General features: G+C 65.7%; 12 protein-coding genes. 3 read left to right on the top strand and 9 right to left on the bottom strand.

What is annotated here, in order from left to right:
- Positions 1-9: 9 nt before the first annotated feature.
- The 6 genes from CSC94_RS02445 to CSC94_RS02420 form a co-directional block, all read right to left on the bottom strand.
- Entirely contained in the window at positions 10-1,002 is a 993-nt protein-coding gene (locus CSC94_RS02445) for a branched-chain amino acid ABC transporter permease (RefSeq protein ID WP_099303363.1), read from the bottom strand.
- A gap of 10 nt (positions 1,003-1,012) precedes the next feature.
- Positions 1,013-1,735 (bottom strand): ABC transporter ATP-binding protein, encoded by a 723-nt coding sequence (locus CSC94_RS02440; protein WP_099303361.1) that lies wholly within the window; start codon positions 1,733-1,735, stop codon positions 1,013-1,015.
- Complete coding sequence (locus CSC94_RS02435; RefSeq protein WP_099303359.1) at positions 1,732-2,499, bottom strand: ABC transporter ATP-binding protein; 768 nt, start codon at positions 2,497-2,499, stop codon at positions 1,732-1,734. The genes CSC94_RS02440 and CSC94_RS02435 overlap by 4 nt, the downstream gene beginning before the upstream one ends.
- Before the next feature lie 72 nt (positions 2,500-2,571).
- Positions 2,572-3,777: a substrate-binding domain-containing protein gene (locus CSC94_RS02430; protein ID WP_099303357.1), complete on the bottom strand. Its 1,206-nt coding sequence runs from the start codon at positions 3,775-3,777 to the stop codon at positions 2,572-2,574.
- Between the two features lie 55 nt (positions 3,778-3,832).
- Positions 3,833-4,636: a 3-hydroxybutyrate dehydrogenase gene (locus tag CSC94_RS02425; RefSeq protein ID WP_099303355.1), complete on the bottom strand. Its 804-nt coding sequence runs from the start codon at positions 4,634-4,636 to the stop codon at positions 3,833-3,835.
- A gap of 2 nt (positions 4,637-4,638) precedes the next feature.
- Positions 4,639-6,177, bottom strand: a complete 1,539-nt coding sequence (locus CSC94_RS02420) for a class I adenylate-forming enzyme family protein (RefSeq protein WP_099303353.1) — start codon at positions 6,175-6,177, stop codon at positions 4,639-4,641.
- Between the two features lie 121 nt (positions 6,178-6,298).
- Between CSC94_RS02420 and CSC94_RS24975 the strand changes: the two genes are divergently transcribed.
- The gene (locus CSC94_RS24975) at positions 6,299-6,868 is read left to right on the top strand and encodes a PAS and helix-turn-helix domain-containing protein (RefSeq protein WP_099303351.1); all 570 of its coding nucleotides are present in this window, start codon (positions 6,299-6,301) and stop codon (positions 6,866-6,868) included.
- A gap of 120 nt (positions 6,869-6,988) precedes the next feature.
- Here the strand turns inward: CSC94_RS24975 and CSC94_RS02410 are convergent, their stop codons facing one another.
- Positions 6,989-7,612 carry a TetR/AcrR family transcriptional regulator gene (locus CSC94_RS02410; RefSeq protein ID WP_099303970.1) on the bottom strand — a complete coding sequence of 208 codons (624 nt, stop codon included), beginning with the start codon at positions 7,610-7,612 and terminating at the stop codon, positions 6,989-6,991.
- 226 nt (positions 7,613-7,838) lie between these two features.
- Here CSC94_RS02410 and CSC94_RS02405 point away from each other — a divergent pair, with 226 nt between their 5' ends.
- Together CSC94_RS02405 and CSC94_RS02400 are read left to right on the top strand one after the other, a co-directional pair.
- Positions 7,839-8,789 carry a homocysteine S-methyltransferase family protein gene (locus tag CSC94_RS02405; RefSeq protein WP_099303349.1) on the top strand — a complete coding sequence of 317 codons (951 nt, stop codon included), beginning with the start codon at positions 7,839-7,841 and terminating at the stop codon, positions 8,787-8,789.
- A 183-nt stretch (positions 8,790-8,972) separates the two neighbouring features.
- Positions 8,973-9,794, top strand: a complete 822-nt coding sequence (locus CSC94_RS02400) for a class I SAM-dependent methyltransferase (protein WP_099303347.1) — start codon at positions 8,973-8,975, stop codon at positions 9,792-9,794.
- Positions 9,795-9,870: 76 nt separating this feature from the next.
- Here CSC94_RS02400 and CSC94_RS02395 read toward each other — a convergent pair whose 3' ends face one another.
- Together CSC94_RS02395 and CSC94_RS02390 are read right to left on the bottom strand one after the other, a co-directional pair.
- Positions 9,871-12,099 (bottom strand): transglycosylase domain-containing protein, encoded by a 2,229-nt coding sequence (locus CSC94_RS02395; protein WP_099303345.1) that lies wholly within the window; start codon positions 12,097-12,099, stop codon positions 9,871-9,873.
- Positions 12,100-12,268: 169 nt separating this feature from the next.
- Positions 12,269-12,886 carry a ribonuclease D gene (locus tag CSC94_RS02390; RefSeq protein ID WP_099303968.1) on the bottom strand — a complete coding sequence of 206 codons (618 nt, stop codon included), beginning with the start codon at positions 12,884-12,886 and terminating at the stop codon, positions 12,269-12,271.
- Positions 12,887-12,977 lie beyond the last annotated feature (91 nt).

Here is a 12,977-nt window from a genome sequence, read left to right as displayed (position 1 = left end):
CGCGCTTCCTCACAACTTGACCGCGGGGCGAAGGCCCCAGGGACGCCAGAGCAGGACGGCCATCATCAACAGCATGTTGGAGGCCAGCGAGAGCTTGGGGAACAGGAAGGCGACATAGTTGCCGAGCAGGCCGACCAGCAGCGCGCCAAGCAGGGAACCCTCGATGGAGCCAAGCCCGCCAATGATGACGACGATGAAGACCAGGATCATCATCTCGCCGCCGAGCGCACCGGATATCAGGCCCTGGTAGCCGGCCCACATGGCACCGCCCATGGCTGCCAGTGCCGACCCGGCCATGAAGACGCCGACGAAGATGCGGTCGATGCGAAAGCCCAGCGCCTCGACCATCTCGCGGTTTTCCACGCCGGCACGAATGAGCAGGCCGATGCGGGTGCGGTTGAGCACCAGCGACAGGGCGACGAAAACGGCGAGGCCCAGAAGGCATGCAAAGATGCGGTAGGTCTCGATGGCGACGTCGCCGATGATCACCGATCCCTCCAGGAAGCTCGGCCGCGCCACCGCGATGGGCGCTCCGCCCCAGATGGCGAGGATGAGCTGTTCGGCGACGATCAGCGCGCCGATGGTGATCAGGATCTGGCGCAGGTGATCGCGGTAGACGGGCTGGACGATGACGCGCTCGAAGAACCAGCCGGCGAGCAGGCCGAACAGCGATGCAGCGGCGATGGCGGCGAAGAGGGCCAGCGCGTTGAGGATAACGGAATCGGCGCTCACCCAGGCGGCCAGCGCGGCCAGCACGCTGGCGGCGATGAAGGCGCCGAAGGAGATGAAGGCCGAATGGCCGAAGTTGAGCACATCCATGAGGCCGAAGACGAGGCTGAGGCCCGAGGCCATGAGGAAGATCATCATTCCCATGGCGAGGCCGGCCACGGTCAGCGTCACCCAGGACGAGACCGAACCGATGAGCGGCAGGGCGAGGATCATGAGAATGACCGGCAGGAGATTGACGCCGCCGAACCGGTTGAAGACATCCGATGCAGTCATTGCCCCCTCCCTATTGATGCGCATCGAGCGACAGGCTGAGCAGCTTCGTCTGCAGCGCCTTGTCGGCCACGAGATCGGCCATGGTGCCGCTGTGCACGATCCGGCCATCGTCGATCACTGAAACACCGCGCCCGAGCGCCGAGGCGAACATGAAATTCTGCTCCACAAGCAGGATCGTGGTATCCGCGGCCACCTCGCGGAAGGCGTCGATCATGGCGCGGATGATCGCCGGGGCGAGCCCCTTGGTCGGCTCGTCGATGAGAATAAGCTGGCGCGGCTCGATGATGGCGCGGGAAATGGCCAGCATCTGCTTCTGCCCGCCCGACAGCGCCCAGGCCGGCTTGTCCCAGAAGGTCTTCATGGCTGGGAAAAGGTCCTGGATCCAGGCGAGGCGCCGGGCGTCGAACGTCCCGTCCTTCGAGGCCAGGCGCATGTTCTCCTCGACCGTCAGGCCGCCAAATATGCCCATGTTCTCCGGCACGAAGGCGACGCCGAGGCGAGCGATATCGGATGTGTGGAGGCCGGTGATGTCCCGGCCACGGAACCGGACGGCGCCGGCGCGCGCTTTCCACAGTCCCATGACGGTTCGCAGCGTCGTCGTCTTGCCGGCGCCGTTGCGCCCGAGCAGGACATAGACCCCACCCTCGGGCACCTCCAGGTCGATGCCGTGCAGGATCTGGTACTGGGCGATGTCGGTGCAGACGCCCTGGAGCGAGAGAACCGGCGCGCTCATGCGGCATCCTCCGCCGGGATGCCGAGGTAGATCTCGCGCACGATGGGCAGGGCGATCACCTCGTCGGGCGGGCCATCGGCGACGAGTTCGCCGTTGTGCAGGACGACGATGCGATCGGCGAGCGCGCGCACCACGTCCATCTTGTGCTCGACCAGAAGGATGGTCTTGGACGTGTCCTGCTTGATGGCGGCGATCAGTTCGAGGATGACGGGCGCCTCGTCCACGCTCATGCCGGCAGTCGGCTCGTCGAACATGAAGATGTCCGGTTCCATGGCGAGCAGCAGGGCGACTTCCAGCTTGCGCTGGTCGCCATGCGGCAGGGCAGCGGCGGGCATGTGGGCCACCTTCTCCAGCCGCGCGGCGGCAAGATGCTCCTCCGCCTTGCGCACCAGTTGCGGAAAGGCCGAAACCGGTCGAAACAGCCGCGGGCCGAGTTGTCTGCGCGCCTGAACGGCCAGGCGGATGTTCTCGAGCACCGAGAGCTTGGGAAACAGGTTGGTGAGCTGAAAGGCGCGGCCCATGCCGGCCTTGGCGCGGGCCGAGGGCGCGAGCGCGGTGACGTCGCGGCCGTTCTTGAGGATCGCGCCGCCCGACGGGCGCAACTGCCCGGACATGAGGTTGAACCAGGTCGTCTTGCCGGCCCCGTTGGGGCCGACGATGACCGTCAGCTCTCCCGGATGGAAGGCGCAGGTCACTGCGTTGACCGCGACGTGGCCGCCAAAGCGGATCGTCAGGTCACGGGACTCGAGCGATGGCGTTGTCATGATGGCGGTCTTCGTCGGGTTTCACGCAGGGGGAGACGCCGGCCGGCCAGCGGCCGGCGTCCGGTGGCAGGCTTATTGGTTGTTGCGGCCGACAGGGATGTCCATCTCGTCGGGCGTGATCTCGCGAACCAGTTCCGGGATGGCCCACTTCACATTGTCGTCCACCTTGATCTTGAAGTGATACATGGACTGGAGCGCCTGGTGGTCCTCGGGGCGGAAGGTCATCGAGCCCTTGGGCGTATCCCAGGTCATGCCTTCCATGGTGGAGATCAACGTCTCGGTGTTCCATTCGTCAGCGGTTTCCAGCGCCTTGACGATGGCGAGCGCCGCGGCCATGCCACCGGCGGTGAAGAAGTCCGGCGGCGAGCCGAAACGCTTCTGGTGCTCGGCGACGAGCCACTCGTTGACCGGGTTCTTGGGGATCTCGTAGTAGTAGTAGATCGCCCCTTCCATGCCCGGCACCTGCTTGTAGGCGGCCATGGCCGGCAGGATGTTGCCGCCGGTGGAGATCTCGATGCCGTAGCGGCCCGGATCGGCGGCGACGATCGGCGTCAGGGCATCGATGCCGGCGACGTAGATCACGATGACCTTGCGCCCGTCCTTGTCCTTCAGCGCGTTGAACATGCGCTCGATGGTGGCGGTGAAGTCGGTCGTCTTGATCGGCACGTATTCCTCGGCAACCACGTGGGCGCCGGTGCCGTCGAGGGCCTTCTTGAAGGCAGCGATGCCGTCCTTGCCGAAGGCATAGTCCTGGGCGAGCGTGGCCACGTAAAGCTTGTCGTCCGGCTTCAGCGCCTTGGCCTGGGCCTGCATGTCCATGGACGAGTTGCGCGAGGTCTTGAAGACGAAGCGGTTGGAATCCGGGCCGGTAAGAGAATCCGCGACGGCGGGTTCAACAACCAGGATCTTCTCGTATTCGGCGGCCACCGGCAGCATGGCCGTGGTGACGCCGGAGGATGTGCCGCCGACAGCGATCAGCGCGTCGTCATCGCCATAGGCCTCGGCAAGCGCGGAGCGGGCAACGTCCGGCTTGAACTGGGTGTCCTTCTCGATCACCTCGATCTTGTGGCCCTTGATTTCCATGGAGCCGTTGGTGGCGTATTCCAGTCCGAGCTGGAAGCCGGTCGTGGTCTGCTTGGAAAAGGCCTCCAGCGGCGAGCCGGACAGGCCGTGCACCAGGGCGATCTTTACCGGATCGCCGTCCTGGGCGGAAGCGGTGCCAAATGCGCCGGCAGCGAGCGCCGAGGCCATGGCCAATGCAGTCATCCATTTCTTCATGCGATGTCTCCTCCTGTCAGAAGCGGTTCTTGTGGGCCGGAACACCGGCTCACGATCATTGCGCGGTCCATCCCCCGTCGACGGGGAAGGATGCGCCGGTGATGTTGTGGGCCTGGCGATGGCAGAGCCATGCCGCCAGCGCGCCGATCTCGGCGGGATCGGAGGTGCGCAGGCTCGGCTGTTTTTCCGCCAGCAGGCTGGCGATCCCCGCGGCCCTGTCGCCGCCATGGCCGGCGGCACGCGCAGCCACCTGCGGCTCGATGATGGCCGTCTCCGTCCAGCCCGGGCAGATGCAGTTCACGGTCACGCCGCCGGTCTCGCGGTTGCCGCAGGCGGCATATTCGAGGGCGGCGACCTTGCTCATGCCGACCAGGCCGAATTTCGAGGCGACGTAGGGCGTCTTGTCCTTCGAGGCGACCAGGCCATGAACCGAGGCGATGTTGATGACACGGCCGAAGCCGCGCTCGCCCATGGCCGGAAGGGCATGGCGCATGGTGTGGAAGGCGCCCGACAGGTTGACCGCGATGATGGCGTTCCAGATTTCCGGCGTTACGTCGGCCAGCGACGCCGTCTTCTGGATGCCCGCATTGTTGACCAGGATGTCGACCGGCCCCCAGGCGGCGGCAGCGGCCATCATCGCATCGATGGCAGCCACGTCACGCATGTCGGAGTCGAAGAACCGCGCTTCCGGCGCACCGGCAGCACGGCAAGCCTGCTCGGCGGCCCTCGCCTCGTCCTGCGACGCCAGGCCGTGGACCGCGACCCGCGCGCCCTCGCCTGCCAGCGCCTTGGCGATGGCAAGGCCGATGCCCTGCACCGAGCCCGTCACCAGTGCCGTTTTCCCCGAAAGATATCCCATGGTCAGGCGCCCTCCCGTTCTTCGGCCAGGCGCGTGCGCAACTCGGTCTTGAGCACCTTGCCGTAGTTGTTCTTCGGAAGCGCCTCGATGAACCAGTACCGCTTGGGACGCTTGAAGCGGGCGATCTGGTCGAGGCAGTGGGCGTCCAGCGCCTTCTCGTCGGCTGCCCCGCCCTCGGCCAGCACCACGAAGGCGACGACTTCCTCGCCCCATTCGGGATGCGGCGCCCCGACGACCGACACCTCGGAGACCGACGGATGCGTCAGCAGCGCTTCCTCGACCTCGCGGGGGTAGATATTGGTACCGCCGGAAATGATCAGGTCCTTGGACCGGTCTTTCAGCGTAAGGAACCCGTCTCCGTCCATGGCGCCCATGTCGCCGGTCCAAAGCCAGCCGTCGCGCAGGGTCTTCGCATTGGCGTCGGGGTTGTTCCAGTAGCCCTTCATGACAGAGGCGCCGCGCACCAGCACCTCGCCGGTCTCGCCAAGCGGGAGTTCGGTGCCGTCCTCGCCGGCGATCCGCACCTCGACGCAGGCCTGGGCGATGCCGGTGGATGCCAGCCGTTCGCGCCAGCGCGGGTGGGTGCGGTCGGCGACCATGGCCCGGGTCATGCCGGTGATGCACATCGGGCTTTCACCCTGGCCGTAAAGCTGGGCGAAACGCGGACCCAGGACGTCGACGGCCTCGATGATGTCGGCGAGGTACATCGGGCCGCCCCCGTAGACGATGGTGCGGATCCCCTCGCCCGTGGCGCCGGCCGCCTTCGCATGGGTGACGAGCCGCTTGACCATGGTGGGCGCGGCGAACATGTGGACATCGCCCAGACGGCGGGAGAGATCGAGGATCTCGGCCGGCTCGAACCCGCCCGATGGCGGCACAGCGTGGCGCGCGGCCTTCAGGACATGCTGGACGTTGTAGAGGCCGGCGCCATGGCTGATCGGCGCGGCGTAGAGCGCGCAATCGGACGCGTAGACCTCGTCGATATTGGCGAAATAACCCAGCACCATGGCCTGGATGTTGGCGTGGGTGATCATCACGCCCTTGGGTTTTCCCGTGGTGCCGGAGGTGTAGAACAGCCAGGCGGTCTCGTCCGGCGCACGCTCGGCCGGGGCAGGCATCGGCGCATGGGCGCGCATGGCGGCAAAGCCATCGCCGAGCAGGTCAACCATGGTCTCGAGGCCGTCCGGGCGCACGGTGTCCAGGTTCTCACCGAGGGTGGCCGTCACGAGCGCGAGACGGGCGCCGGAATCCGCGATGATCCAGGCCGCTTCCTTCGGGTGCAGCTTGGCGTTGACCGGCACCACTGCCGCGCCGGCGAACCAGACGCCCCACATGGCTTCGAGGTACTCGGTGCAGTTCCTGGCAAAAATGGCAACGTGGTCGCCCGGCTTCACGCCGTGGGTTTCGACGAGCGCGCCGGCGATGCCGGCCGCGGACCGCGCGAAGGACGCGTAGTCGGCGACAACCGTGTCTCCCTTGAGCAGGGCCGGGTTGCCTGCGGACACGCAAGCGCTTCTGACCAGCCAATGGGCCAGGTTCATGCCGAATTTCCTCCCTGACGGCGTCCAGACGGGCCAGCGCCCGCATTTCTTCTTTGCCGTTCACCGTATAAGCATACTATCAGATGGAGCAGGGCAAACGCGCAAGACCGTAGAAACACGCATGACCGAGGCGCAGAACCACGCAGAACTGGACCGTATCGCCTATGAAATGGCGCCGATCGGGATCGTGATGACCGAAAACCGGATCATCCGCGCCTGCAACCCGGCTTTCGCCGACATGTTCGGCCATTGCCGCGAAACGCTGATCGACCAGTCCTTCGCCATTCTCTATCCCTCCTTCGAGGAGTTCGTGGCGATCCGTGACGTGGGCGTCCAGCCGCTGCGCGAGCGCAACCGCTATTCCGACGAGCGGATCATGGCACGCACCGATGGATCGCTCTTCTGGTGCCGGGTGCGCGGGCGCACGCTCACCGACGACGGCGACCCGCTGGCCAAGGCCGTATGGAGCTTCGCCGACCTGTCGCACGAGCGGCCGGTGGTGCGGCTGACGACACGGGAACGGCAGATCATCATGCATCTCGGCGAAGGCCGCACGTCGAAGGAGATCGCGCGGCTGATCGAGATTTCGCCGCGCACCGTGGAGACCTACCGGGCCAAGCTGCTGAAGAAATTCCAGGCGGCCAACGTGGCCGAATTGCTGTCCCATGTCGGCGGCATGCCGGAAGGGTAAGCCACCGGTCTTTGGCCCTTTTTTCCGATCGAATCCGCAAGGACCGGCGCTGATCTCCGTGACGAGCCGGTTCCCGCGGCTAACTCACGGAATGGAATGCAGCTTTCAGTGGCGCGGAAATCACGGTGTTCCAAGGAAAATCGCGGTGACAAACTGGCGGTAGAGCCCGATCTGCCGTGGCAGGGCTTCCTTCCTGCGAACGGTCTTGGACAGGATGATCGCACCATCGGTCAGCGCGGTCAGCATGTCGGCGAGGGCTTCCAGATCGACGTCGATCCGGGGCGGATAGCGCCCGGCGATCAATCGGAACCGATCATGAAAGCGCTCCCGCCAGCGCAGCAGGTTGCCGGCGGCGATATCGTGGATATCCCGTTCAAACAGGCGCTCCTGGAAACAGCAGGCCGCGATCAGGCAACCCGGATGAACATCCGGAAGCCGTTCCATCTCCTCGCGCAGGATATCCAGGAAGCCGAGGAATTCCTGCAGCGGATCGTCCGACCTCGCCCGCGCGAAGAGGTCCTCGAACCATCCCTCCTCGACTTCGACATGGCGTTCGAGGATCGCCCTGACCAGCGCGCTCTTGTCGGGAAAATGATAGAAGAAGCCGCCCTTGGTGATGCCGACCTCGGCGACGATCTCCTCGATCGACGTGGCAGCGAAGCCTTTCTCCAGGATCGCCATTTCCGCGACGCTCATCAGCCGGTCGCGGTTCGTCTCCATGCTGCGCGGTTTCAGGAATGACATCACGACCTCCGGATTCATGTGCAAGGGCGCTGCACGCCATCGCCCATCCACCAGCAACGGGCGGATGATTGTGGCGCGACACCAACCGTTTTTCAATTTGATCCGAAACACAACGCCGGCGCCACTGTACTGCCGGTACACTAGCCCCGACCTGCCATCTCGGGAACACTGACACCTACACGAACTGATGCTTCCCGATACTTGAATATTGTCGGAGGAACCGATCATGGCAGGCCGTTTTACGCATGAAACCGACAAAACCATCTTCCTGACGGAGGGCGGGACCGAAACGGAGATCATGTTCCGGCACGGCCATGACTTTCCGCACTTCGCGATGTTCGAACTGCTCAAGAACAGGCAGGCCATGGATGACCTTCGCGACATGTACCGGCGATACCTCGATGTCGTCGCCGAGACGGCCTTCGGTGCCTTGATGAGCGGCCTCGACTACCGGGCGAGCCCGGATTGGGGACAGTTGCTCGGATATTCGCCGGAAGGGCTGGCGGACGTGCAGGCGCAGTGCATCACGTTTCTCCGCGAGGTGGCGGCCCCCTATTCCGGGCAGATCAGGGATATTCGGTTTGCAGGCATTATCGGGCCGCGCGGCGATGCCTATTCCCTGAACCGGACGATCACCGCCGACGAGGCCGAGGATTATCACAGCACGCAACTGGAAACGCTCAAGGCACTGGACATCGACCTCGCCTGGGCCGCGACCTTCAACAACGTGCCGGAAGCGGTGGGCGTGGCGCGTGCCGCAGCCAGGATCGGCGTGCCTGTCTGCGTCTCGTTCACCCTGACCGGCGAGCACCGGCTACGGTCCGGCCCCTCGCTGCGCGAGGCGGTGGAGGCGGTCGACAGGGAGACGGGCGACCAGCGCCCGATCGGCTACGGGATCAATTGCTCCCATCCGCTCGAATACGCTCCGGCGCTCGAGCCCGGCGACTGGTTCCGCCGCGTACGCTGCATCCGGCCGAACGCGGCCATGATGGACAAGATCGCGCTGTGCAAGCTGAACCACCTGGAAGATGGCGACCCGGTGGAACTGGGCCAGCAGCTGGGCGACCTGGCGCGCAAGAACCCCCAGATCGACATGTGGGGCGGATGCTGCGGGACATGGGATACGCACCTGCGCGAACTGGCGCGAAACCTCACCGCGGCGAGGACGAACGGATAGCGCCAGGCCCCGGGACGCTGACCACGCCCACTGCGTGACCCTGCCCTGGGCCATTCCCGCACCCGCCTGCATTTGCTATCCTGTCATTAAGGCCCCGACCGATCCCGAGCGGCGTCAGGGCCCTCGTTGCATGGCACAGCTGGGACCGGACATCCCGAGACGATGTCCGTCAGGGGAGGTGTGATGAGCACAGCGGTCGAAAATCACTACAGTGGCCAGGGGCAGCTCGCAGACACGATTGCAGCGGCCTTCGAGCGGGCCGGCAAGAGCCTTTCCGACCTGACGACCGCGGACCTGGCGCCCGTCGACGAGTTCCATGTCCGCGGGCGAAAGGCCACCCTGGAACTCGGAGAGCAGCTCCATCTCGGCTCCGGTACAAGCCTGCTCGATCTTGGCAGTGGCCTGGGCGGCCCAGCCCGGACCATGGCGGAAACCTACGGATGCCGCGTCACCGGGGTGGATCTGACCGAGGAATTCTGCACCGCGGCGAATGCCATATCTTCGTGGCTCGGCCTGCAGGACAAAGTCCACTGCCAGCAGGGTGACGCCACGAACCTGCCCTATCCAGACCGGCATTTCGACGCGGCGATGACCATTCATGTCGCGATGAACATCCCGGCCAAGGACCGTCTCTACGCCGAAGCCCGGCGTGTGCTCAAACCGGGAGGGCGTTTCGCGGTCTACGACATCATCCAGGGCGACGGCGGTGACGTGCACTTCCCGGTTCCATGGGCCCTCGATCCCTCGATCAGTCATCTGGCGACCAGGGATGAGATGACGTTGCTCCTCGGCGGCGCCGGGTTCCGGATCCTGACGACCGACGATTCGAGCGCCGAGAGCCTTCGATGGTTCGAGGCGATGACCGAGCGCATGGCGCGATCAGGGCCGCCTTCGGTGTCGTTCCGTGCCTTTCTCGGCGACGATTTTCCGGCGATGGCGAAGAACCAGGTCCGCAATCTCGCCGAGGACCGGATCAGGACCGTGACCTACATCTGCGAAGGCTAGAACCCTCCCTGCACCGTTCAGGGAAAACGTTTTCCGGCAGGCGTTGCGCGGGTTGGCCGAGGCCAGGCCGCGATCCCTACCGCCCCAGGATCACGTCGAGGATGGAGACGTGACGACCGCGCTGCGTGTCCTCGCCGACACCAACGCTTGGCACCGGGCGCGACACGGATGCCGTCCGGTCGCCATCGCCGCGCGGGCGGGCGGCAGGACGCGGAACGTCATTGCCGCCGACAGACGCCACCGGTCGCGGCGCGGGCGCATCGCCACCGGCCATCGGCAGGTCCCCGCGCGTGCCGACGGGTGCCATCGGCGTGTTGTCATTGCCGGCGCCGGGTCCCCACATGCCGCGCAGGGGCGCCTTCGGCAGGCCCTCGTGGGCCGCTTCCATGAAGGTCTTCCAGGCCTCGGCGGGCAGCGAGCCGCCGGTCACGCCCTTCATGGGCGTGCCGTCGTCATTGCCGAACCAGACGCCGGTGACGAGATTGGCGGTATAGCCAACGAACCAGGCATCCCGCGAGTTCTGCGTCGTGCCGGTCTTGCCGGCTGCCGGCCAGCCGAAGTCGGCACGGCGGGCGGTGCCATCCTCGACGGTGCCCGCCATCATGTAGTTCATCATGGCGACATAGTCCGGCCGCACGACGCGCGGTGCCGCGGCCTTGTGCTCGTACAGGACCTTGCCGCCCGTGGTGGTGACGCGGCGGATGAAATAGACATCGGGACGGTAGCCGCCGTTGGCAAAGGGCACATAGGCCGCCGTCAGTTCGAGCGGCGTGACCTCGGACGTGCCGAGCGCGATGGAGGCATTGACCGAGAGGTCGGATTCGATACCCATGCGATGGGCCACCTCGGCCACGGTCTTCGGGCCCACCTCCTGGGCGAGCTGCGCCGCGACGGAATTGAGCGACTTCTTCAGCGCCGTGGCCAGCGTGACCTTGCCGAAATACTTGCCGTGGTAATTCTCCGGCGTCCACTTGCCGATCCTGACCGGCGCATCGGTGCGCACGCTGTCCGGGCGGCGCCCGGCTTCCAGCGCCGCGAGGTAAACGAAGGGCTTGAAGGTGGAGCCCGGCTGGCGGCGGGCCTCGGAGGCCCGGTCGAACTGGGAATTGGCATAGTCGTAGCCACCGACCATGGCGCGGACCGCGCCGGAGCCGTCGATGGACACGAGTGCACCCTGGCCGACACGCTTGCCCTTGCCGTTCTTCGCGATGAGCTGACGGATGGATTCCTCGCCCAGTTTCTGCAGCGTCAGGTCCACCGTGGTATCGACGATGACATCCTGTTTCACGTCGCCGATGAGGCCGGGAAGCTCCTCCATGATCCGGTCGGCGACATAGTTTTCCGAACCGGTCCAGTAGGCCGCGGCGCGGGTGGCGGGCGCCTTCATGGCATGGGCATACTCGGTGTCGCCGATCATGCCCTGTTCGCGCATGGCAGCGATGACCAGTTTCGCCCGTGCCTCCGCAGCCTTGGGATCGCGCGCCGGCGACAGGCGCGAGGGCGCCTTGAGGAGGCCGGCCAGCAGTGCCGCCTCGGCCAGCGTCACGTCGCGCGCGGACTTGTTGAAGTAGCGCCGGGACGCCGCCTCGACACCATAGGCGCCGGAACCGAAATAGACCCGGTTGAGATACATGGTCAGGATCTGGTCCTTGGTGTGTTCATGCTCCAGCCAGAGGGCGAGCAGCACTTCCTGGACCTTGCGCTCGATGGTGCGGTCCATCGACAGGAACATGTTCTTGGCCAGCTGCTGGGTGAGTGTCGAACCACCTTCGCGCAGATGGCCGCGCATCACGTTCGACGCCATGGCGCGCGCGAGGCCGAGCGGATCGATGCCGAAATGGGAGTAGAAGCGCCTGTCCTCGATGGCGATCACCGCCTGGGGTATGTAGGGCGACATCTCGTGCAGTCCGATGGCCTCGCCACCGGTCATGCCGCGATTGGCCACGAGCTTGCCATCGACGGAAACAATCTTGACGTTCGGCGGACGCGCGGGGACTTCCCAGGTGGTCGCAGAGGGCAGCTTTGCGCCATACCAGGCGACGAGGCCTGCCACGGCGATGCCGCCCCAGATGCCCAGGATCAGCGACCAGTACATGAGGCCGCGCAGAAGCCCGAAAAAGCCGCGGCGCTTGCGGGTGTTCGCCGTCTTGCGGGCCGATCCGGCCTTCTTGCGCTTCGCGGCCGGGGCTTTCGCCTTGCGGCCGGGAACGACGCGGTCGTCGTCGGACACGGAGAGCCCGCGCTTGCGCGTGCCTGCGCCCTCGAAGGTCGGTTCGATCCGCTTGCCCGTCTTGCGTCTTGCCATGAATTCCCGCCTTGCCCTGCCCGTTCCGGTCGCGCCACCGTCTCGACCCTAAATCCGGCGATTTAAGGTGCGGTTAAGCGCATGGTTGATGCGGGGTCAGGAAAATGCGGAAAATCCGCAGGATCGCGGCGCAAACATGGCGCCGCGCGCCGCGAGACAGTGCGCTGCCTCAGCTATGGGCGAAAATGTCGGTCTCGTCCCAGCCGGCAAGATCGAGCTTCGCGCGCATGGGCAGGAAATCGAAGCACTGGCGGGCCATGTCCATGCGGTCCTCCCGCTCGAGGCGCGCCGAAATGGCATCGCGAAGGCGATGGAGATGGAGCACGTCGGAGGCGGCATATTCGAGCTGTGCCTGGCTCAGCGTCGCGGCCGCCCAGTCGGAGGATTGCTGCTGCTTGGAGATCTGCACGTCGAGCAGTTCCGAACACAGGTCCTTCAGGCCGTGACGATCCGTGTAGGTGCGGGTCAGCCGCGAGGCGATCTTGGTGCAGAAGACCGGGTTGGCCCGCACGCCGAAGGCATGTTCGAGCACGGCGATGTCGAAGCGGCCGAAATGAAAGATCTTCTCGATCTTCGGGTCCGCAAGGAGCTTCTCGATGTTGGGCGCACTGGTTTGTCCCCTGGCGATCTGCACCACGTCGGCCGTGCCGTCGCCCGGTGACAGCTGGACGACGCAGAGGCGGTCGCGATGCGGCTTGAGGCCCAGCGTCTCGGTGTCGATCGCCACAGCGTCCACCTGGTAGTTGGAAAGATCGGGCAGGTCGCCCCGGTGCGCGCGGATGGTCATGGCAATCGGTTCCTCGTTCCCGGCCGCCGCCTGCCGGACAGGGCCGACGGTTCCTGGCTTCGTCTGGCGGTATGGCGGAAACCGGCGCACA

Source organism: Zhengella mangrovi (assembly GCF_002727065.1).
Taxonomy (GTDB): Bacteria; Pseudomonadota; Alphaproteobacteria; order Rhizobiales; family Rhizobiaceae; genus Zhengella; species Zhengella mangrovi.
The sequence above is the reverse complement of the archived record's forward strand: the minus strand, read 5'-3'. Positions and strand labels throughout refer to the sequence as shown.